We start from the raw sequence: 19,583 nt of genomic DNA on the forward strand, positions 1-19,583 counted from the left end.
GGGCGTGGCACTCTTGGGCGGTGGACTCCGATGACCTCGGCCTCTTCGGTCCGGGTTCGGTCACGTGGAAGGTGCACGAGGAGCCGATCCTGATCGTCGCCGGCCTGCGCTCGCTCTACCTTCAGGCGTTGCACCCGCGGGCGATGGCCGGGGTCGCGCAGAACAGCAACTACCGTACCGACGCCTGGGGCCGTCTGGTCCGCACCGCCACCTACGTGGCGACCACCGTCTACGGAACCACCGCCGAGGCGGAGGCGGCCGGCGCCCGGCTGCGCCGGTTGCACGCCCGCCTACGGGCCACCGACCCGTTCACCGGTACGGAGTTCCGGGTCGACGATCCGGACCTGCTGCGCTGGGTGCATGTCACGGAGGTCGAATCGTTCCTCAGCACGGCCCGACGCGCCGGGCTGCCGCTGACCGACGACGAGGTGGACGGCTACTACACCGAGCAGCGCCGCTCCGCCGAGCTGGTCGGTCTGGACCCGGCCACCGTCCCCGGCACCGCCGCCGAGGTGGCGGCGTACTACGAGGACGTACGGCCGCAGTTGCGGATGACCCGGGAGGCGGCCGAGACGGCGGTCTTCCTCACCGCTCCCCCACTGCCGTGGAAGCTCAGCCTGCCGGCCCGTCTGGGGCTCACCCTCGGCCCGCCGCGTTGGGCGTACCTGGAGATCGCCGGCACCGCGTTGGCGCTGCTGCCGGCGTGGGCGCGCCGGATGTACGGCGGGCTCGGGCTGCCCACGACCGCCCTGTCGGCGGATCTGACGGTGCGCGCCCTGCGGCTCGCGTTCGCCGCGGTGCCCCGCCGCTACCTCGAGGGGCCGTTGACGCAGGCCGCCAAGCAGCGGGCCGAACGGCACGCCGCCGCTTCGCTGGCCCGCTGAGCCGAGCCGGGTGGTGTCGGGTCAGGCATCGGCGGCGCGGTCCACGGCGGCCCACGGCCCCTTGCCGGGAGCCTGCGCGCCGGTCGGGCAGTGGCGCCGGAAGTCGCACCAGCCGCAGCGTGGGCCGGGCGCGACGGGGAACGCCTCGTCCGCGTCGCCGCCCTCGGCGACCGCCCGTTCGGCGGCCATGATGTCGCGGGCGGTCTCCTCGGCACGGGTCAACTGGCGGGCCAGCGACTCGACGGTGTGGTCGTGGCCGGCGACCGTGCCGGTGGGCAGGTGGTGCAGCTCCACCCGGCGACACGGCCGGCGGAACACCCGCTCGGCCGCGTACGCGTAGAGCGCCAACGCCTGCGAGCCCCGGGCGTCGTCCGTGTCCAGCCCGGTGCGGCCGGTCTTGTAGTCGACGATGACCAGCTCCGGGCCGGCCGGGCCGGGGCGGGAGTCGATGCGGTCGGCCCGGCCGTTGAAGGCGAGCACCGCGGTCTTGACGGCCACCACCCGCTCCACCCCCAGCGGGTCGGTCTCCGGCTCCAGCGTCTCGACGTACGCCTCCAGCCAGCCCAATGCCCGCCGGAACGCGGCGCGTTCCTGCTCGTCGTCGCGGTAGCCCTCGCGCACCCAGGTGCCCTTGAGCAGGGTGGCGAGCACCTCGGGCCGGCGTCGCTCGGTGGGCAGCGCGTACCAGTTCTTCAGGGCGGTGTGCACGCTGGCGCCGAGGGAGTTGTGCGCCCACGGCGGGCCCTTCGGGGGGCTCGGCCGGTCGACGTAGGAGTAGCGGTAGCGGCGCGGGCAGTCCGTGTACGTGCCGAGCTTGCTCGGGGTGCAGACGAACAGCCGCTCCGGCATGCCCTCGAAACCGAGCTGCTCGGCGCCACCGGCGCGTTGGTGAGGGGGCCGGCCGCCGCCGGCGGCGGGTCGTCCGGCTGAGGAGGCTCGTCGCACGCCTGCGATCCTGCCATCCACCCCCGACATCGCGGGTGCTCCGGGTCAGGCCATGTTGACGTACTGCGTGACGAAGGCGGCCACCGCGTCCGCGATGAGCTGTACGGCGATGGCGGCCAGCAGCAGGCCGGCGATCCGGGTCAGCACCTCGATGCCACCGGGGCGCAGGATCTTCACGATTCCGCCGGAGAAGCGGAGGACGATCCACACGGCGACCATCACGGCGAGGATCGCGAGGGCGATGGCGGTGAACTCGCCCAGCCCGTCGGCCTGCTGGACGAAGAGCATGGTGGCCACGATGGCGCCCGGTCCGGCCAGCAGCGGAGTGCCCAGCGGCACCAGCGCGATGTTGGAGGTGACCTGCTGGCTCGGGTCGTCGGCCTTGCCGGTCAGCAGTTCCAGGGCGACGAGCACGAGCAGCAGCCCGCCGGCGGCCTGGAGGGCCGGCAGGTCCACGTGCAGGTAGTCGAGCAGGGTCTGCCCCGCGACCGCGAAGATCACGATGACGCCGAGCGCCAGCGCGACCGCCTGCCAGGCCGCGCGGTTGCGGTCCCGGGCGGGCAGCGGGCCGGTCAGCGCCAGGAAGATCGGCATCATGCCCGGCGGGTCGGTGATCACCAGCAGGGTCACGAAAACCTCGCCGAACAGCTTCAGATCCACGTGATCAACCTAGCCGCGCCGTGGTGGGCGAAATACCCGGATCAGCCCGAAGCGACCTCGGTCACCCCGGCGGCCACGATCCGCTCGTACGCCTCGACGCCGGTGCTGAAGGCACCGAGCTGGACGGTCTTGTGGGTGCCGTGGAAGTCCGAGGAGCCGGTGACCACCAGGCCCAGCTCGGCGGCGAGGCCACGGACGTGTGCCTGCTCGGCCGGGCTGTGGTCCTCGTGGTCGGCCTCCAGCCCGGCCAGCCCCGCCGCGGCCAGCTCGACGATCAGCTCGTCGGGGACCACCCGGCCGCGCCGGGTGGCCCGGGGGTGGGCGAAGACCGGCACCCCACCGGCCGCCCGGACCAGCCGGACCGCGTGGAACACGTCGATGTCCTCCTTGGGCAGCCGGTACCGCTCGCCCAACCAGTCGGGGCCGAACGCCTCCCGGGTGCTGCCGACCAGCCCGGCCCGGATCAGCGCCTGCGCGATGTGCGGGCGGCCCACGGTGCCACCGCCCGCGCCGGCCAGGATGTCCAACCAGCTCACGTCGATGCCGTCGGCTCGCAGCAGCGCGACGATGCGTTCACCGCGCTCCTCGCGGGCCGCGCGCACCCGGGCCAGCTCGGCGACCAGCTCCGGGTGGTCCGGATCGAAGAGGTACGCCAGCAGGTGCAGTGGCACCGCCGGCTCGGTGCCGGACCAGCGGCAGGACAGTTCCGCGCCGCGGATCAGGCGCAACCCGGGCGGCAGCGCCCGCACGGCTGGCTCCCAGCCGGCGGTGGTGTCGTGGTCGGTGATCGCCAGCACGTCCAGCCCGGCGTCTGAGGCGGCGCGCACCAGCTCGGCCGGGGTCAGCGTGCCGTCGCTGGCCGTCGAGTGGGTGTGCAGGTCGATCCGCGGGCTGGGGCCGAGATGCGAGGTCACGTCACGACGCTACCGAGCGCCCGGTGGTCCGGGCCGCCGGAGGGCGACCCACGGCGGCGCCGGCGACCACACCGACGGGCCAGCACCTCGGCCGGCGCAGGTCAGGAGCCGGTCACCAGGACGGGACGGTAGCCCGGTTGGACGCCGTTGACGGGAGCCGGCGTGGCCGGCGTCCCGGCCCGTACCCGATCGACGTCGACCCGGACCAGTTGACCGGTGCCGTCGAGGTAGGAGGCCTGGGAGGTGGTCGTCCAGGCGACCGTGCCGGTCATCGGCGGGCCGGCCGGCACGGCGGCCGTGTCCGGCCCGAGCTGGCTCAGGTCGACCAGCAGGGACCGGCTGACCTTGCCGACCGATCCGTTCACCAGGAGCCACCGGCCGTCGGTCGAGATCCCGCCGACGCCGTCCCGGCTCAGCTGGAGGCCGCAGCCGGTGCGGTCCGGTTTCAGGGCGGGCGTCGGGCCGAGCACGGCCAGGCAGGTGCGGCGGGGATCGTCCGTGGCGACCTGACCGATCAGCCGGCCGTCGGGCAGCGTGCCGTAGACGTTGATGGTGCTGCGGTCGCCCCGCGCCACCAGTTGCCCGGCACCGGGCCGCCACAGGGCGTGGCCCGGGGCGGCCGGGTCGAGCCGGACCAGCACGCTGTCGCCGACGAACCGGACCGGTTCCGCCCCGGCCGGCACCGGCGTACGCGCCGACCCGATCAGCTGGGTGCCGATCACTCCCGCCACCAACAGGTCGGTGCCGTCGCGCCAGGCGACCTGACGACCGTCGGGTGCCAGGACGATCTGGCCCGCGCCGGCCAGCAGCACCTGCACCAGGCCGTCGCTCTGCGCGACCCAGAGGGAGCGGCCGGCAGTGGTCGCGGCACCCACCACCAGCAGTCCTCCGCCGCCGGGTAGCGGTCGGGCGCGTTCGGCCGGCCCGACGCCGGGCAGCTCCAGCCGCTTCCCGTCGGCGCTGATCAACGTCCCGCCAACGAGCAGGTCGGCCGGCGCTCCGGGCGAGGGCGGCGGGGCGGGCACGGTGGCGGTGGGGATCGCCCGCGCCGAGGGGTCCGGGTCGCCGATCACGACGATCGATGAGCCCTGCCGGTCGGGGTCCTGGGCGAGCTGCGCCATGCCGGTGCTGACCACGACGGTGGTGATCGCCGCGAGAGACAGGCCGACCCCGGTACGTCGGCGCCGGATCCGGTTGCCGCGGCGGATGGCCTGACCGGCCGGGTCGGCGCTCAGCGGACGGGCAACGCCGACCTGGCGCGAGAGAGTTTCCCGCACCGCACCTTCGAACTCGTCAGGCCGCACGTCGTATGGACGCGGCGGGCGGCCCGTCAGGTTGTCGGACCGGCCCGGGTACCCGCTCACTGCTGCTCTCCGGGGCCGGTACCGACGGGCACGGCCGCCGGAGCGGTGGGCAGCTCGATCGGCGGACCGATCGGGCGGGGCGCGGCCGGGCGGGGCGCGGCCGCGCCGGGCACCGACCGCTCGGACGCCGGCCGGGGTCGGGGCGTCGTGCCGGCCGGCGTCCGCCTGGTCAGGTAGCCCGCGCCGCCGGTGCGCGCGGTGCCGGCGGTGGCCGCCCGGCCCGGGGTGGCTGTATCGGCGGCCAGTTCCGGCACGGCGGAGCCCAACCGCCGGCGCAGGGTGGCCAGCGCCCGGGACGCCTGGCTCTTCACCGTGCCCGGCGAAATGTCCAACATCGCGGCGGTTTGCGCCTCGGACATGTCCTCGTAGTAGCGCAGCACCAGCACCGCCCGCTGCCGGGTGGGCAGCTCCCGCAGATGCCGCCAGAGCAGGTCGCGGTCGAGTTGTTGCTCGATCTCGTCGACACCGGCCCGCTCGGGCAGCACCTCCGTGGGGCGCTCACCGTGCCAGCGTCGCCGCCACCAACTCGTCGACGTGTTGACCATCACCCGTCGGGCGTACGGTTCGACCGCCTCGATCCCACCGAGCCGCTTCCACGCCAGGTACGTCTTGGTGAGCGCCGTCTGGAGCAGGTCCTCGGCCGTGGCCCAGTCACCGGCGAGCAGGTACGCGGTGCGCAGCAGCGCGGGTGAACGAGCCGCGACGAACTCGCGAAACTCCTCCTCCAACGAGTCCCTGCTCGCCACCGCTCACCTCCCCAGCCACCCTGCCGTGTTGGCAGAGTGCCACGTCAGGGGCCGCCTGGTCCATGACGAAAGGTGCGCACTTGCTCCGATGTTCGGACGAAAACTTTCACGCCCCGTCGTCGGCCTTGGCCTCGTCGGCCTCCTTGCCCAGCCGGGCCTCCACCGCCTGCGGCTCGTACATCTCTTCCACCACACGCAGGTAGAGCTCGTTCGGGTTGGGCAGGTTCTTGATCTCCCGCAGGGCCTGCTCCTGGCCGGCGGACTCCAGCACGAACGTGCCGTAGTTGAGCGCCCGACCGGTCGGCGTCTGCTCGTACTTCATGTCGGTGACCCGGACCAGCGGCATCATGGCGACCTTGCGGGTGACGATGCCGTTGACCACCATGACCCGCTTGTTCGTCAGGATGAAACGGTCATACCACCAGTCGGCGACCTTCCAGGCCACCCAGCCCATCACCGCGAACCACAGCAGCACGGCGATGGTCGTCAACGCACCCACGTCGTTACCGGCGAGAAAGCCGGACAGGTAGCCGAGCACGAACGTCGCCCCGATGCCGATCAGCAGCGGGTTGGTGAGGTGGATCCAGTGCCGCTTCCACTCGCCCCGGTAGCGCTCGGTGGGGAAGAGGTAACGGGCGACCAGCGAGCTGGGCTCGTCTTCCAGGGGCAACACCCGCCGAGGGGTTGCCCCGGTCGCGTCGGCGCGCAACCCGGCCAGCTCGTCCTCGGAGATCTGTGGAGGCTGGTAGCTGGCCTCCGGATCACGGATCCAGGCCCGACCGGAGCGACCCTCACCGGCATAGCCGGGCCCGTCGCCGTAGCCGACGTCGTCCGATAGGGACGGACCGTCGGACAGGCCGGGGCCGGCACCGTAGCCCGGGCCGTCATCGGGCCCGATCCGCGGTATCGGCTCGGTGTCACGCTCGCGACGTTCCCGGTCGGGGTCGTCCGGGTCGAAGGGTGGACCGGAGGGGCTACCCATCGACGGCTAGGCGACGAGACTGGTGAAGAAGTCGCCGAATCCCTGGGCGATATCCACGATGCCACCGCCGAGCGACTTGAACACATCCGCCGCAGAGTTTGGCCGGTAGGCAACGAAGAAGATCAAGAATGCGATTCCGGCCCAGGTGAGGACCTTCTTGACCATGGCGGGCCATCCTCTCGCGCGGCGCCGGGTCCCATTACCGCAGCGGCACCCAGAGTATCAGTGTGGTGTCGTACAGTGAAGATCTGCGTCCGTTCTCCGTCAATCCGGGAGGGTTGTCAAGCCCTACCTGATAGGTACGGAGATGGTGCGCCGTACACGAGCTCGGGTGGAGTCCACTCGGTCAGGTCGTGAAGCACGACATCTTCCGCGAGCAGGTGTCCCGCACTCGCCGGCCAGGCTATCGCATGCAGCCACATTCCCCGAGCCTCGCCGGCGTACGCGCTTCGATCCGTGGGTGAATTCACCACCCACAGTGGAGTCGGATGCCCGCCGACCTTGATCCTGGCCTGCCCGACGTGCTCCGGATGACCCGGTCCGGGGTCGGTCAGCGCGTCGACCAGTTGCGGTCCCGGGTCCGGGCCGGACAGGCCGGCGAGTCGCGTACCGAGGCCCACGCCCGGCTCCTCGGCCACGAAGACCAGGTCGGCCGGACCACCGCCGAGCGGCGCCGGGCCCGCGCAGGCCACGGCGGTCGCCCGCACACCGGTCCGCTCGTCCCCCGCGTACGCCACGCCGGTGAGGGTCCAGCCGGGCGGCAGCGGCCACGGGCACCAGAGCGGCGTCACCGGCGGATCCGTGGTCGCGGTGATGCGATCGACCACACTCGCCACGATCTCCGCTCCGATGTGCTCGGGCACATGCAGCGGCGGGACGGGCCCGCAGCCCAGGCATCTCGACTCGGTGTGCATCAGATCCGGCGCCCGTACCGGGCCCCCGCATCTCGGACAACTCACCGCGACACTCACATCCCCACCGTCACCCCGATCCGCCGACACGTCAAGCCGGACCGTCCGATTCGGCGCCCGGAAGGGTCAGTCCGGCGGCGGCCCGGCATGCGTACGGATCCACGCGTGCATGGCGATCCCGCTGGCCACACCCGCATTGATCGACCTCGTGGAGCCGTACTGCGCGATGGAGTAGAGCTGGTCGCACGCGGCGCGCGCCGGTTCGGACAGACCCGGCCCCTCCTGACCGAACAGCAGCACGCAGTCCCGCGGCAGGGTGCCGGTCTCCAGCGGAACCGAACCGGGCAGGTTGTCGATGCCGAACACCGGCAGCCGCCGCCCGGCCGCCCAGGCGACGAACTCCTCGATCGTCTCGTGGTGACGGACGTGCTGGTAGCGATCGGTCACCATGGCGCCGCGCCGGTTCCACCGTCGACGTCCGACGATGTGCACCTCGGCGGCGTTGAACGCGTTGGCGTTACGGACCACCGTGCCGATGTTGAAGTCGTGCTGCCAGTTCTCGATGGCGACGTGGAAGCCGTGCCGGTGCCGGTCCAGGTCGGCGACGATCGCCTCGTGCCGCCAGTAGCGGTAGCGGTCGACCACGTTGCGCCGGTCGCCCTCGGCGAGCAACTGCGGGTCGTAGCGCGGGTCGTCCGGCGGGTCGCCCGGCCAGGGGCCCACACCCACCTCAAGCTGGTCGTCGGTCACGGTCATCAGAGGGTACGGACCAGCTCGGCGCCCGCCGCGACACCCCGCCGATCTCAGCCCAACCCGAGCGCGCCGCCGAGCCGGTCGAGGAAACGCCGGTCGGCCGGGCTGGCCGGTTGTCCCGGCGGGCCGGGCACCGACCGGCAGACCCGGGCCGCGACCGACTGCACCCACTGGCGGTACGCGGCCGAGTCGGCGGGATCGGCGCGCCGGTGCATGACCCGGACCGCCGCGCGGCAGGCGGCCAGCAGGTCCACCAGATCGGTGAGCCGCTCGGCGGGCTGCGGGGTGCCGTCGTGGCGGGCGTAGATCGCGGCGACGACGGCACGGACGAGGTCGCTGTCGGACGCCCGGCCGGCGGCCACCGCGTCCAGGCCGGCGAGGTTCGCCAGGACACCCCGCTCGGGACGACCCGGGCCGGGCGCGGCGGCGGCCACGAGGACCCGACCGGGCAGGCTGGTGAGCAGGTCCCACTCGGCGGCGGAGTAGACGGCGGTGGTCAAGGGTGCGGCTCGGCGGCCGGCAGAGGGCGGCTCTCCGGCGACGGAGTGGCTCATCGGAACCTCCGGCGCCAGCATATGCCTCGAAACGGAAATAGGACCCCTACCCGAGGGAAGGAGCCCTGATCCTGCGGCGTCGACACGCCGCGCGTTCAGCGGGGCGTGGGGAAGCTGGGCCGTTCCGGGTCCACGCCGTCGGGGACGGCGCTGGCCGCGTACTCCCGCTTGGGGACCATGACCTTGCGGCGGAAGACGCAGACCATGGTGCCGTCCTGGTTGTAGCCGCGGGTCTCCACCGACACCACGCCCCGGTCGGGCTTGGAGCCGGACTCCCGCTTGTCCAGCACGGTGGTCTCGCCGTAGATGGTGTCGCCGTGGAAGGTGGGCGCCACGTGCCGCAGCGACTCGACCTCCAGGTTGGCGATCGCCTTGCCGCTGACGTCCGGCACGGACATGCCGAGCAGCAGCGAGTAGATGTAGTTGCCGACCACGACGTTGCGCTTGAACTGGCTGGCCGTCTCGGCGTAGTGCGCGTCCATGTGCAGCGGGTGGTGGTTCATGGTGAGCAGGCAGAAGAGGTGGTCGTCGTACTCGGTGACGGTCTTGCCCGGCCAGTGCCGGTAGACCGCGCCGACCTCGAACTCCTCGTAGTAGCGGCCGAACTGCATCCTGGTCCCCTTCGACGGGCGGCGATGGAGTTCGGCACAGCATGCCTTACCGGTGGTTAAGGCGACCGGCGGGGCGCGAGCCCGGCGGAAATGTCACACCGGTCACTCGAAAGAGGGGAGACGCAATGAGCGGCGGGGCCCTCCCCGGCACCCGCCGCCCACGCTCTGATGTGAGGAATTCTGCCCTACGGGTGCGTAGGTTCAACAGAGATCGAGGTCACATTTATCTTTTTGTAACACTACTCTCAGTGACGAATCATGAGTTGATCAGCGATCTCCGCAGGCCGGATACGTCCTTGTCAGGGGTCAAGTTACCGATTCGTAGCGCTCGATCGGGTGGATCTCCCTGGAAACGCTCCCATCACGGCAGGTCACGCAAGTGCGTCGTGCATTTGCGTTCCGCAGGTCGGGACGGACAGACGCGGATCGATGACGCGCGGCAGCCCTGAGCAGCCCGCAGCACGTTTCGGGCCCCACCGCCCGGGAATTCGATACGGTCAGCCCTGGTTCTACGGGACGTAGACAAACCGCGGTGATCGGAGAGTGCAATGGCAACCGTTGAGCTGACCTCGGCGAACTTCGACGAGGTGACCGGCAACGACGGCATCGTCCTGGTCGACTTCTGGGCCGACTGGTGTGGTCCGTGCAAGCGGTTCGCCCCGGTCTACGAGCGCTCCTCGGAGAAGCACCAGAACATCGTCTTCGGCAAGGTCGACACCGAGGCCCAGCAGGAGCTGGGTGCCAAGTTCGACATCCGGTCGATCCCGACGATCATGGCGATCCGCGACGGCGTCATCGTCTTCGCCCAGCCGGGCGCCCTTCCCGAGTCCGCCCTGGAGAACCTGATCGAGCAGGTCGAGGCGCTGGACATGGACGACGTCCGCAAGCAGCTGGCCGAGCACAACCACTGAGTCGTCGTACGACGGCACGCGAGGCCGGGCCCGATCGGGCCCGGCCTTCGTCGTACCCACCCGACGCCCGCTTGATCACCGACCTGGGCAGGCGGAACTGGCCGTCGGTGGGACCCGGCACGGCCGGTACATCCCGTATCGTCACGACCCGATGGAGACCCTGACCACCCGCGGGCGTGCGACCCGGCTGGGCGCGACCGCACTCGGTCTCGTCCTGCTACTGGCCGGCACCCTGTGGGGCAGCGACGACGACTTCCCGTTCGGCCCCTTCCGGATGTACGCCACCTCGAACCCGCCGAACGCGCCCGCACCGGACACCCGCGTGGAGGGGGTGGACTCGGCCGGCGTCGTGATCGACCTCGACCAGAACGCCACCGGTATCCGCCGCGCCGAGATCGAGGGCCAGCAGGCCCGGTACGCCGCCGACCCGACGCTGCTCACCGAGGTCGCCGACGCGTACGCCGAACGCCACCCCGGCGCCGCCGCGCTGGTCGAGGTCCGCATCGTCATCCGGTGGCACGGCATCCGCGCCGGCCGGCCGACCGGCCAGCACACCGACGAGACCGTGGTCAGCTGGCAGGCCCCCCGATGAGCCGCTGGCTGACCGAGGCGGTGCCGCGAGGCCGCATCGCCGCGTTCCGGACGGTGATCTACCTCTTCGTCGCCGCCGACCTGGTGATCTTCACTCCCTGGGTACGCACCCGGGTCAGTGTCCCGGGCGAGCTGTACCAACCGCTGCTGATCGGCCGTGTGCTCCCCCTGCCGACACCGACGCCGGCGCTGGTGGCCGTGATCTTCTGGGCGCTGCTGCTGCTCGCCCTGCTCGCCGCGACCGGTCGGGCGCCCCGGCTGCTCGGCTGGGCGGTCTGCGCGCTGTACCTGGAATGGATGATCATCGCGATGAGCTACGGAAAGGTCGACCACGACCGTTTCGGGCTGCTCGTCGCCCTGGCCGTCCTACCCACCGCCGGTTGGGCCCGGCACGGCGACACCACCCGAACCGAGGCCGGCGGCTGGGCGCTGCGCGTCACCCAGATCGCGGTGATCTGCACGTACTTCCTCGCCGCCTGGGCCAAGCTCCGCTTCGGCGGGCTGGACTGGCTGACCGGCTCGGTGCTGGCCAGAGCGATCATCCGGCGCGGCACCGACCTGGCGGACCTCATCGCCCAGGTGCCGTACCTGCTGATCGTCGCCCAGTTCGGCATCGTCGCCTTCGAGCTGCTCAGCCCGGTGGTCTTCCTGCTGCCGGCCCGGTGGCGGCTGGCCATGGTCGGCTTCTTCTACTCGTTCCACGCGGTCACCATCGCGACCATCACCATCTCGTTCGCGCCGCACCTGGCCGCGATGGCCAGCTTCCTGCCGTTGGAGCGGATCCGCCCGCTGCTCTGGGCCCGCTGGCTGATCGGCCGCCGTGAGCCCGCGACCACCGTGGTCCATGAGCCGTCCGGCCCCGGCACCGAGCCGACGTCGCGCGAGGATCAGGCCCCGGCGCTCGGGCGGCCAGCCGGGCCATAGAGCCGTTCCCGGGCCTCCTGCGGCAGGGAACACGCGGCCGTGCCGCCCGGCAACCGGTGCCGGTTGCGGGCCACCCAGCGGTACGCCGGCCAGGCGACGGCCCGCGCCGGTGGGAACCGCAGGCCCGCCCCGGCCACCCGCCAGAGTCGCCCACTCGCGGCGAGCAGCTTCGCGATGGCGTCCGGCCCGGCCGCGCGCGAGCCGTCCGCGCCGACCCACTGCACGGCCTCCTCGCACTCGGCGACGGTGAGGCCGAGCGCGTCGAGGTCGGCGAACTGCCAGGGCACCACCCGCGCGGTGGTGGGGATCCGGCGTTCGATGAACTCCGCACACGTCGTGCAGAACGCGCAGTCCCCGTCGTAGACGAAGGTCGACGTCTCCATGCCGTCCATCCTGCCCCGCCGGGGCGTCGATCAGTCACGGGTGTCCGGCGAGTCACTTGCGCCGACCTCGTACACGTGTTCGAATAGTGGCCATGCGCTGGGACAACCTCACCGCTCCCCCGGTCGAGGGAGACCCCGAGCGGGCAGCGCCAGCGACGCCACCCCTGCCGCTGGCGCTGCCCGGCGCCGTCGCCCGCACCTTCGACACCCCCGAGTTCGCGGGGATGACCTTCTACGAGGTGCAGGCCAAGTCCATCCTCAACCGGGTGCCCGGGCAGTCCCGCGTCCCGTTCGAATGGACGATCAACCCGTACCGTGGATGCACTCATGCGTGCCGCTACTGCTTCGCGAGAAATACTCACACATATCTGGACCTCGACGCGGGCGCGGACTTCGACCGGCAGGTGATTGTCAAGGTCAACGCCGGCGAGCTGGTGCGGCGGGAACTGGCCGCGCCGAAATGGCGGGGCGCGCACGTGGCGATGGGCACCAACGTGGACTGCTACCAGCGAGCCGAGGGCCGCTACCGCTTGATGCCACAGATCATCGCGGCCCTGCGAGACTTCACCAACCCGTTCTCGATCCTCACCAAGGGCACGCTGATCCTGCGCGACCTGCCCCTGCTGCGCCAGGCGGCCGAGGTGACCAGGGTCGGCATCTCCTTCTCGGTGGGCTTCGTCGACGACCAGCTCTGGCGTGGCGTCGAGCCGGGCACACCGCACCCGAGCCGCCGGCTCGACGCGGTCCGCCGGCTCACCGACGCCGGCTTCTCCGTCGGAGTCCTGATGGCGCCGATCCTGCCCGGCCTCAGCGACAGCGAGGAGTCGATCGACGCCACGGTCTCGGCAATCGCCGCTGCCGGAGCGACCGACGTGACTCCGTTGGCGCTGCACCTGCGGCCCGGCGCCCGGGAGTGGTACGCGCAGTGGCTCGCGCGTGAGCACCCGCACCTCGTCTCCCGCTACCGCGAGCTGTACCGCTCCGGCGCGTACGCCCCGCAGGCGTACCAGCGGGAGCTGACCGCGCGGGTGCGGATCGCGGCCCGCCGCCACGGGCTGCTCCGGGGCGAGCTGGGCGACAACCGACGCCTGCCCGAGCCGCCGCCCGCGCCGACCGCCGAGCAGCTGACCCTGCTCTAGTCTTCCTGCCAGGCGGAAAGCTCCGACCTGCGGCGACACCTCCCCCTTCCACCGCGACACGTACGACAACCCACGGAGTTACCGGTCTGCTTCGCTCCGCGCGAAGCGCCGGCCGGGCCCGACTGGCTGGTAGGGCGGCCAGTCGGGCCCGTGGGCGTCGCGTGTTCCTCGCCCGCCTTCGGCGGGGCCGGCGGAGCTACAGTCGGCGGGTGCGCACCGCTCAGCAGATCCTCGCCGACTCCGCCGTGATCGCCGTCGTGGGCGCGTCCCGCGACCCGTTCAAGGCCGCGCACGGCGTGCCGTTGCAGATGCAGCAGTACGGCTGGCGCATCATCCCGGTCAACCCGACGGTCGACGAACTGTTCGGGGAACGGGCCTACAAGACCCTTGCCGACATCCCGCACCCCGTCGACCTGGTGGACGTGTTCCGCCCGGCGGCCGACGCCGTGCAGGTGGTCCGGGACGCGGCGGCGATCGGCGCCCCGGCGGTCTGGCTGCAACTCGGCATCGTCTCGGCCGAAGCGCGACAGATCGCCGAAGAGGCGGGCATGGACTACGTGGAAGACCGCTGCCTGATCGTCGAACGCGCCGCCGCCAACCTGACCCGCCTAACCTGACCCGCCCCACCCCAGCCGCGGGACCTGGCCAGAGAGCCGGCGGGTACCAGAGACGAGGCGTGTGTCGGCGCGGACGACCTCGGTGGGAAGCGTGATGCCTGTGAGTCATATTGATGCCTCACAGTCATCACGCCCTTGAGCGACGACGCGGCCGGACCGACCGGCGACCGGCGACCGGCGACCGAATCAGCAGGCGCGGTTCAGAGCTTGTACTCCTTGAGCAGGCCACGGGAAATGATGGTCTTCTGGATCTCCGAGGTGCCCTCGCCGATGAGCAGGAACGGGGCCTCCCGCATCAGCCGCTCGATCTCGTACTCCTTGGAGTAGCCGTAGCCGCCGTGGATGCGGAACGCCTCCTGGACGACCTCGGCGCAGTATTCCGAGGCGAGCAGCTTGGCCATCCCGGCCTCGACGTCGTTGCGCTGGCCGGCGTCCTTGAGGCGGGCCGCGTTCACCATGAGGGCGTGCGCGGCCTCGATCTTGGTGCCCATCTCGGCGAGCTTGAAGGCGATGGCCTGATGCTTGGCGAGCGGCTGGCCGAAGGTCCTGCGCTGCTGGGCGTAGCCGACCGCCAGCTCGAAGGCGCGGATGGAGATGCCGCAGGCACGAGCGGCCACGTTGACGCGGCCCACCTCGATGCCGTCCATCATCTGGTAGAAGCCGCGACCCACCTTGTCGGCGCCGCCGAGGATCGCGGAGTCGGGCACGGTGACACCGTCGAGCACCATCTCGGTGGTCTCGACGCCCTTGTAACCCATCTTGTCGATCTTGCCGGGGATGGTGAGGCCGGGCGCGGTCTCGCCGAAGCCCGGCTCCTTCTCGAGCAGGAAGGTGCTCATGTTGCCGTACACCGAGTCGGCGCCGGTGTCGGTCTTGACCAGAGTGGCCACCACCGAGGAGTACGCCCCGTTGGTGAGCCACATCTTCTGCCCGTTGAGCACGTAGCGGTCGCCGTCGCGGACGGCGCGGGACGTGATCGCCGAGACGTCGGAGCCGGTCTCCGGCTCGGACATCGAGAACGCGCCACGCACCTCACCGGTGACCATCTTCGGCAGCAGCCGGGCCTTCTGCTCGGCGGAGCCGTGCTGGGAGATCAGGTACGCCACGATGAAGTGGGTGTTGACGATGCCGGAGATCGACATCCAGCCCCGGGACAGCTCCTCGACCACGAGCGCGTAGGTGAGCAGCGACTCGCCCAGCCCGCCGTACTCCTCGTCGATGGTGAGGCCGAACAGTCCCATCTCGCGCATCCCGTCGAGGATGTCGGTGGGGTACTCGTCGGCGTGCTCCAGTCGCTGGGCGTGCGGGATGATCTCCTTGTCGGCGAACTCCCGGACCGTCTCCAGGATCGACCGCTGCACATCGGTCAGGCCGGGCGTCTGGGCTAGTCGGGCCATCTCAGCCTCCGGGGATCAGCGCACTACTCATGGGTAACTGAACGCTGGCTCAGTATCGGTCTACGGGGCCGACGAGGCCAAGGTGACCAGTCCACACAACCGCTGTGAAAAGGTTCACCGCTGCGGGTAGCGTCCGGCAAGAGGGACTTTTCCGGCACCGGCAGGAGGAGCACAACTGTGAGCTACCCGCCGCCGTTGGGACCCCCGGGAGACGAGCCGCCGCCGTCACCCTACGAGCCACCCCGGGACCAGCCGCCGTACGCGCCTCCGCCGGCGGACCAACCGGCGCCGTACGGGCAGCCGGGGCCGCACCAGGCCGGACACTGGGGCCAGCAACCGCCGTACGCCCCGCAGGGCCCCTACGGCCAGTACGGTCCACCGTCACCCGGCCAGGGTCGGGGCACCAACGTACTGGCGATCCTGTCGCTGGTGTTCGCCTTCGTGTTCCCACCGGCCGGCGCCGTCCTCGGCCACGTTGCCAAACGGCAGATCCGCACCAGCGGCGAGGAGGGCGACCAGCTCGCCACGTGGGGGCTGATCCTCGGGTACGTGTTCACCGGGCTCACCGTGCTGGCCTGCTGCGGTTGGCTGGCCCTGGTGCTGTTCGGCAACACCGGCGACAGCGGCGGATACTGACCCGCCGCGCGGTCAGCGGAAGCGGGCCTCCCGAACGCTGTTGCCGCCGTCCACCACCAGCATCTGCCCGGTGATGTACGAGGCGGCCGGCGAGCACAGGAAGCTGATCGCCGCGGCGACCTCGTCCGGAGTGCCCGGTCGACCCACCGGCGTACCCAGTCCCTGCTTGATCTCGGCCATCGTGGACGCCGCGGTGTAGATGGTGCCGGGCGCCACCGCGTTGACGGTCACCCCGTCGGCGATCATCTCCATGGCCAGCGCCCGGGTCAGCCCGACCACCCCGGCCTTCGCCGCCGCGTACGCGGCCTCGGTGGGCAGCGCGTTGAGCGGGCCGGCCGTGGCCGACAGGTTGACGATCCGACCCCAGCCCCGCTCGGCCATCCCGCCGATGAACGCCCGGCTGCACAGGAAGGCGGTGGTCAGGTTGCGGTCGATCTCGCCGCGCCACTCGTCGTAGGACAACTGGGCGACCGGCCGCAGCACCTCCGGGCTGGCCCGGCTCGCCAGGCCCGCGTTGTTGACCAGCACCTCCACGTCGCCCAACTGCTCGGCGACGGCGTCCGCCAGAGCGCCGACCTCGGACTCGTCGGTCAGGTCGGCGACGAAGCCGGTCACACCCAGCTCGCCGGCCCGATCGTGGATGCGCCGCGTGGTGGAGACGATGGCGACCCGGGCACCCAGGTCGGTCAGGCGGCGGGCCGTCGCGTACCCGATGCCGTCCGCGCTGCCCGCCCCCGTCACCAGGGCGACCCGCCCGTCGAGCCGCATGGTCACCGGGTCGGCGAGCGCGACCGGTTCGTCCGGACCGGGACTGCCGGGCGGTGTGGCAGCACGGGTGCGTCGCGCCATGCCGGGGCGGCTGGCGTCCCGTCTCGGTCGGCTGCCGGAGCGGTCCGCGGCGCGCGCGTCTATTGCCATGCCAGGGATCCTGCCCCTTGCGAGGGGCCCGAGCAACGCGGCACCCGGTAGCGGGGGCGTCGTGTTTACCCGACGCTGGCTACCCTGACGGCGCACCCGACCTGACGGAGAGTTCGCATGACCAATCCCCCACCGCCCGGCGGCTGGACCGACCCCACCTGGTCGGCCCAACCGTCGAGCGCGCCACCGGACCCGACCCTCGTGGCCGGTCAGCCGGTGCCCGCCCAAGCCGGCCCCGCGGACCCGTACGCGCCGGTCGACCCCTACGCCGGCGGGCAGCCGGTGCCGGGGCAGCCGGTGCCCGGCTACGCCCCGCCCGGGTACCCCTCGCCGGGGTACGCCCCGCCGGGCTACCCGCCGCAGTACTCCGGCTACGGCTACCCGCCGCCACCGAAGACCAACGGGCTGGCCATCGCGGCGCTGGTACTGGCCCTGGTCGGCTTCGCGTCATGCATCACCGCGCCGGTCGGCGCGATCCTCGGGCACGTGGCGCAGAAGCAGATCCGGCTCAGCGGCGAGGGCGGTGAGGGGATGGCGAAGGCGGCCATCATCATCGGCTGGATCCTCACCGCGCTGCTGGTGCTGCTCATCATCTTCTACATCGTGGTGATCGTTCTGGCCATCACCACGGGTGCCAGCAGCGACAGCGGCTACTGAGCAGCGAATACCCGAGGCCGGGGTGACCACCGGCGGTGGCCACCCCGGGCCGGTCACTCGGGCGGGGTGAACGACGAGGTACGGCTCATCCCGGCGGCCCGGCCCTTGGCGGCGATGACGAGCGCCATCTTGCGGGACGCCTCGTCGATCATCTCGTCGCCGAGCATCACCGCGCCCAGCCTGCCGCCAGCCTCCGACGTGTAGTGCTCGTACGCGTCGAGGATCAGCTCGGCGTGGTCGTAGTCGGCCTGCGCCGGCTGGTACACCTCGTTGGCGGCGTCGATCTGACCCGGGTGCAGCACCCACTTGCCGTCGAAGCCCAGCGCCGCCGAGCGCTTGGCCACCTCGCGGAACGCGTCGACGTCGCGGATCTGCAGGAACGGGCCGTCGATGGCCTGCTTGTCGTGCATCCGGGCGGCCATCAGGATCCGCATCAGGATGTAGTGGTACGGGTCGCCCGGGTAGTCGGGGATCAGCGCGCCGACCACCAACGACCTCATGTTGATCGAGGCCATGAAGTCGGCGGGGCCGAAGATGATGGTCTCCACCCGGGGCGACGCCGCGGCGATGGCGTCCACGTTGACCAGACCGGCGGCGTTCTCGATCTGCGCCTCGATGCCGATCCGGCCGACCTCGAGACCGAGCGTCTTCTCGATCTGGGTGAGCGTCAGGTCCAGCCACTGCACCTGGGCGGCGGTCTGCACCTTCGGCAGCATGATGCAGTCCAGGTTCGCGCCGGCACCCTCGACGACCTCGATGACGTCCCGGTAGGTCCACGGGGTGGTCAGGTCGTTGACCCTCACCACGCGGGTCTTGCCGGCCCAGTCCCCCTCGTTGAGCGCGGCCACGATGTTCTTGCGCGCATCCGGCTTGGCCAGCGGGGCGACGGCGTCCTCCAGGTCGAGGAAGACCTGGTCGGCCGGGAGGCCCTGCGCCTTGCCGAGCATCTTGACGCTGGAACCGGGTACGGCGAGGCAGGATCGGCGGGGACGACCGACTGCGGCCATGGATGCGCTCCTTCCAGCGTCCGGCGGGCACGCCGACGCCACCTGACGACAGATCCAGAAACTTAACGATCCCAAAGGGCGTGGTGACGCCACGGTAACCTCGCGCCATGACCGGGGTGAATGGACCTGTGGAAGATCTCACTGGGCGTCGACTGGTGGTGGTGACCGGGGCCAGCTCCGGCATCGGGCTGGCCGCCGCCATCAAACTGGCGTGCCGAGGCGACCAGGTGGTGCTGGTCGGACGTGACCCGGCACGCCTGCAGTCCGCCGCGGAACGCGTACGGGAGACCTCGGGTGAGCGTCCCGAGCTGTTCCGGGCCGACTTCGCGGTGCTCGACGACGTACGCCGGCTCGCCGACCGGCTGCGCGACGCGTACGACCGGATCGACGTGCTCGCCAACAACGCCGGCGCCATCGCGCTGCAACCACTCACCACCGTCGACGGCTTCGAGCTGTCGATCCAGGCCAACCACCTGGCCCCGTTCCTGCTGACCAACCTGCTCGCCGACCGGATCGGCCGGATCGTGGTGACCGCCTCCGGCGCGCACCGCTTCGGAGCGCTCGACCCGGACGACCTGAACGGGCCGCTGCGCAGCTACCGACCGATGGGCGCGTACGGCACGAGCAAGCAGGCGAACATCCTGTTCACCGCCGAGGCGGCCCGCCGCTGGCCGGGCATCCCCGCGTACAGCTTCCACCCCGGGGTGGTGCGCACCCGGTTCGCCAACGACAGCAGGCTGGTCGCCTTCGGCATGCGCGTCCTGCCGTTCCGCAGCCCGGAAAAGGGCGCCGAGACGCTGCTCTGGTTGACCAACCAGGATCCGGCCCGCCTCGTCGACGGCGGCTACTACTACAACCGCCGGCTGCGCAGGCCGTACCGCAAGGCGGCCGACCCGCGGCTCGCCGCACGGCTCTGGACGGCCAGCGCCGCGGCCGTCGGCATCGATGGGTAGCGTCCGGCCGGCTGGAGCGGCGACTGCGCGGCACCGACGGGCGGGCCGAGGCGCACGTGATCCACTTCGAGGATCGGGCCGGGTCCGAGTCGTTCCTCGTCGACCCGGAGCGCGCCGCTCTCGGCG

24 protein-coding genes are annotated in these 19,583 nt (G+C 71.6%); 9 read left to right on the plus strand and 15 right to left on the minus strand.

Annotation, left to right across the window (positions count from 1 at the left end):
• Positions 1-20 precede the first annotated feature (20 nt).
• Positions 21-884 (plus strand): oxygenase MpaB family protein, encoded by an 864-nt coding sequence (locus O7620_RS20180; RefSeq protein ID WP_278124422.1) that lies wholly within the window; start codon positions 21-23, stop codon positions 882-884.
• Between the two features lie 21 nt (positions 885-905).
• Here the strand turns inward: O7620_RS20180 and O7620_RS20185 are convergent, their stop codons facing one another.
• From O7620_RS20185 to O7620_RS20235, 11 genes are all read right to left on the minus strand, one after another.
• The gene (locus tag O7620_RS20185; RefSeq protein ID WP_278127077.1) at positions 906-1,733 is read right to left on the minus strand and encodes a PD-(D/E)XK nuclease family protein; all 828 of its coding nucleotides are present in this window, start codon (positions 1,731-1,733) and stop codon (positions 906-908) included.
• A gap of 141 nt (positions 1,734-1,874) precedes the next feature.
• Entirely contained in the window at positions 1,875-2,489 is a 615-nt protein-coding gene (locus tag O7620_RS20190; protein ID WP_151492022.1) for a MarC family protein, read from the minus strand.
• A 41-nt stretch (positions 2,490-2,530) separates the two neighbouring features.
• Positions 2,531-3,403, minus strand: coding sequence for a PHP domain-containing protein (locus O7620_RS20195; protein ID WP_278124425.1), 873 nt, complete (start codon positions 3,401-3,403; stop codon positions 2,531-2,533).
• A gap of 101 nt (positions 3,404-3,504) precedes the next feature.
• Positions 3,505-4,680: a hypothetical protein gene (locus O7620_RS20200; protein WP_278124427.1), complete on the minus strand. Its 1,176-nt coding sequence runs from the start codon at positions 4,678-4,680 to the stop codon at positions 3,505-3,507.
• Between the two features lie 83 nt (positions 4,681-4,763).
• Complete coding sequence (locus O7620_RS20205; protein WP_278124428.1) at positions 4,764-5,513, minus strand: SigE family RNA polymerase sigma factor; 750 nt, start codon at positions 5,511-5,513, stop codon at positions 4,764-4,766.
• Positions 5,514-5,619: 106 nt separating this feature from the next.
• Entirely contained in the window at positions 5,620-6,495 is an 876-nt protein-coding gene (locus O7620_RS20210) for a PH domain-containing protein (RefSeq protein ID WP_151489539.1), read from the minus strand.
• Positions 6,496-6,501: 6 nt separating this feature from the next.
• Complete coding sequence (locus O7620_RS20215) at positions 6,502-6,660, minus strand: hypothetical protein (protein ID WP_165942702.1); 159 nt, start codon at positions 6,658-6,660, stop codon at positions 6,502-6,504.
• Between the two features lie 116 nt (positions 6,661-6,776).
• Positions 6,777-7,496 (minus strand): DUF6758 family protein, encoded by a 720-nt coding sequence (locus tag O7620_RS20220; protein WP_347403775.1) that lies wholly within the window; start codon positions 7,494-7,496, stop codon positions 6,777-6,779.
• A 36-nt stretch (positions 7,497-7,532) separates the two neighbouring features.
• Positions 7,533-8,156 (minus strand): RNA methyltransferase, encoded by a 624-nt coding sequence (locus O7620_RS20225; RefSeq protein WP_278124432.1) that lies wholly within the window; start codon positions 8,154-8,156, stop codon positions 7,533-7,535.
• Positions 8,157-8,209: 53 nt separating this feature from the next.
• Entirely contained in the window at positions 8,210-8,713 is a 504-nt protein-coding gene (locus O7620_RS20230) for a hypothetical protein (RefSeq protein ID WP_278124433.1), read from the minus strand.
• Positions 8,714-8,808: 95 nt separating this feature from the next.
• On the minus strand, positions 8,809-9,324 hold the full coding sequence (locus O7620_RS20235; RefSeq protein WP_151489542.1) for a MaoC family dehydratase: 516 nt from the start codon (positions 9,322-9,324) through the stop codon (positions 8,809-8,811).
• A gap of 548 nt (positions 9,325-9,872) precedes the next feature.
• Between O7620_RS20235 and trxA the strand changes: the two genes are divergently transcribed.
• From trxA to O7620_RS20250, 3 genes are all read left to right on the plus strand, one after another.
• Positions 9,873-10,235: a thioredoxin gene (trxA, locus tag O7620_RS20240; protein WP_030329190.1), complete on the plus strand. Its 363-nt coding sequence runs from the start codon at positions 9,873-9,875 to the stop codon at positions 10,233-10,235.
• 151 nt (positions 10,236-10,386) lie between these two features.
• Entirely contained in the window at positions 10,387-10,827 is a 441-nt protein-coding gene (locus O7620_RS20245; RefSeq protein ID WP_278124435.1) for a hypothetical protein, read from the plus strand.
• Positions 10,824-11,750, plus strand: a complete 927-nt coding sequence (locus O7620_RS20250) for an HTTM domain-containing protein (protein WP_278124436.1) — start codon at positions 10,824-10,826, stop codon at positions 11,748-11,750. The genes O7620_RS20245 and O7620_RS20250 overlap by 4 nt, the downstream gene beginning before the upstream one ends.
• Here the strand turns inward: O7620_RS20250 and O7620_RS20255 are convergent.
• Positions 11,714-12,133: a DUF393 domain-containing protein gene (locus O7620_RS20255; protein WP_151489545.1), complete on the minus strand. Its 420-nt coding sequence runs from the start codon at positions 12,131-12,133 to the stop codon at positions 11,714-11,716. The two genes, O7620_RS20250 and O7620_RS20255, sit on opposite strands and share 37 nt — an antisense overlap.
• Before the next feature lie 92 nt (positions 12,134-12,225).
• Here O7620_RS20255 and O7620_RS20260 point away from each other — a divergent pair, with 92 nt between their 5' ends.
• Complete coding sequence (locus O7620_RS20260) at positions 12,226-13,272, plus strand: Rv2578c family radical SAM protein (RefSeq protein WP_278124437.1); 1,047 nt, start codon at positions 12,226-12,228, stop codon at positions 13,270-13,272.
• Positions 13,273-13,481: 209 nt separating this feature from the next.
• Positions 13,482-13,889: a CoA-binding protein gene (locus O7620_RS20265; RefSeq protein ID WP_151489547.1), complete on the plus strand. Its 408-nt coding sequence runs from the start codon at positions 13,482-13,484 to the stop codon at positions 13,887-13,889.
• 200 nt (positions 13,890-14,089) lie between these two features.
• Here O7620_RS20265 and O7620_RS20270 read toward each other — a convergent pair whose 3' ends face one another.
• Positions 14,090-15,286, minus strand: a complete 1,197-nt coding sequence (locus tag O7620_RS20270; RefSeq protein ID WP_151489548.1) for an acyl-CoA dehydrogenase family protein — start codon at positions 15,284-15,286, stop codon at positions 14,090-14,092.
• 177 nt (positions 15,287-15,463) lie between these two features.
• On the opposite strand from O7620_RS20270, the gene O7620_RS20275 reads away from it, so the two are divergent.
• Positions 15,464-15,922, plus strand: coding sequence for a DUF4190 domain-containing protein (locus O7620_RS20275; protein ID WP_278124440.1), 459 nt, complete (start codon positions 15,464-15,466; stop codon positions 15,920-15,922).
• 12 nt (positions 15,923-15,934) lie between these two features.
• On the opposite strand, the gene O7620_RS20280 is transcribed toward O7620_RS20275, so the two are convergent.
• Positions 15,935-16,771 carry an SDR family NAD(P)-dependent oxidoreductase gene (locus tag O7620_RS20280; protein WP_192580239.1) on the minus strand — a complete coding sequence of 279 codons (837 nt, stop codon included), beginning with the start codon at positions 16,769-16,771 and terminating at the stop codon, positions 15,935-15,937.
• Positions 16,772-16,957: 186 nt separating this feature from the next.
• Here O7620_RS20280 and O7620_RS20285 point away from each other — a divergent pair, with 186 nt between their 5' ends.
• The gene (locus O7620_RS20285) at positions 16,958-17,497 is read left to right on the plus strand and encodes a DUF4190 domain-containing protein (RefSeq protein ID WP_151489551.1); all 540 of its coding nucleotides are present in this window, start codon (positions 16,958-16,960) and stop codon (positions 17,495-17,497) included.
• Positions 17,498-17,550: 53 nt separating this feature from the next.
• Here O7620_RS20285 and O7620_RS20290 read toward each other — a convergent pair whose 3' ends face one another.
• The gene (locus O7620_RS20290; protein WP_151489552.1) at positions 17,551-18,504 is read right to left on the minus strand and encodes a CoA ester lyase; all 954 of its coding nucleotides are present in this window, start codon (positions 18,502-18,504) and stop codon (positions 17,551-17,553) included.
• 128 nt (positions 18,505-18,632) lie between these two features.
• Here O7620_RS20290 and O7620_RS20295 point away from each other — a divergent pair, with 128 nt between their 5' ends.
• Positions 18,633-19,457, plus strand: coding sequence for an SDR family NAD(P)-dependent oxidoreductase (locus O7620_RS20295; protein WP_151489553.1), 825 nt, complete (start codon positions 18,633-18,635; stop codon positions 19,455-19,457).
• The last annotated feature ends 126 nt before the right edge of the window (positions 19,458-19,583 follow it).

Origin of the sequence: Micromonospora sp. WMMD710, assembly GCF_029626045.1 — a bacterium.
GTDB lineage: Bacteria > Actinomycetota > Actinomycetes > Mycobacteriales > Micromonosporaceae > Micromonospora.

Bases quoted from the DNA above. Each gene is read 5' to 3' on its own strand.
- O7620_RS20235 (WP_151489542.1), bottom strand. From the start codon at position 9,324: ATGCAGTTCGGCCGCTACTACGAGGAGTTCGAGGTCGGCGCGGTCTAC.
- O7620_RS20215 (WP_165942702.1), bottom strand. From the start codon at position 6,660: ATGGTCAAGAAGGTCCTCACCTGGGCCGGAATCGCATTCTTGATCTTC.
- O7620_RS20185 (WP_278127077.1), bottom strand. From the start codon at position 1,733: ATGCCGGAGCGGCTGTTCGTCTGCACCCCGAGCAAGCTCGGCACGTAC.
- O7620_RS20280 (WP_192580239.1), bottom strand. From the start codon at position 16,771: ATGGCGCGACGCACCCGTGCTGCCACACCGCCCGGCAGTCCCGGTCCG.
- O7620_RS20285 (WP_151489551.1), top strand. From the start codon at position 16,958: ATGACCAATCCCCCACCGCCCGGCGGCTGGACCGACCCCACCTGGTCG.
- trxA (WP_030329190.1), top strand. From the start codon at position 9,873: ATGGCAACCGTTGAGCTGACCTCGGCGAACTTCGACGAGGTGACCGGC.
- O7620_RS20270 (WP_151489548.1), bottom strand. From the start codon at position 15,286: ATGGCCCGACTAGCCCAGACGCCCGGCCTGACCGATGTGCAGCGGTCG.
- O7620_RS20210 (WP_151489539.1), bottom strand. From the start codon at position 6,495: ATGGGTAGCCCCTCCGGTCCACCCTTCGACCCGGACGACCCCGACCGG.
- O7620_RS20245 (WP_278124435.1), top strand. From the start codon at position 10,387: ATGGAGACCCTGACCACCCGCGGGCGTGCGACCCGGCTGGGCGCGACC.
- O7620_RS20290 (WP_151489552.1), bottom strand. From the start codon at position 18,504: ATGGCCGCAGTCGGTCGTCCCCGCCGATCCTGCCTCGCCGTACCCGGT.
- O7620_RS20250 (WP_278124436.1), top strand. From the start codon at position 10,824: ATGAGCCGCTGGCTGACCGAGGCGGTGCCGCGAGGCCGCATCGCCGCG.
- O7620_RS20255 (WP_151489545.1), bottom strand. From the start codon at position 12,133: ATGGAGACGTCGACCTTCGTCTACGACGGGGACTGCGCGTTCTGCACG.
- O7620_RS20230 (WP_278124433.1), bottom strand. From the start codon at position 8,713: ATGAGCCACTCCGTCGCCGGAGAGCCGCCCTCTGCCGGCCGCCGAGCC.
- O7620_RS20260 (WP_278124437.1), top strand. From the start codon at position 12,226: ATGCGCTGGGACAACCTCACCGCTCCCCCGGTCGAGGGAGACCCCGAG.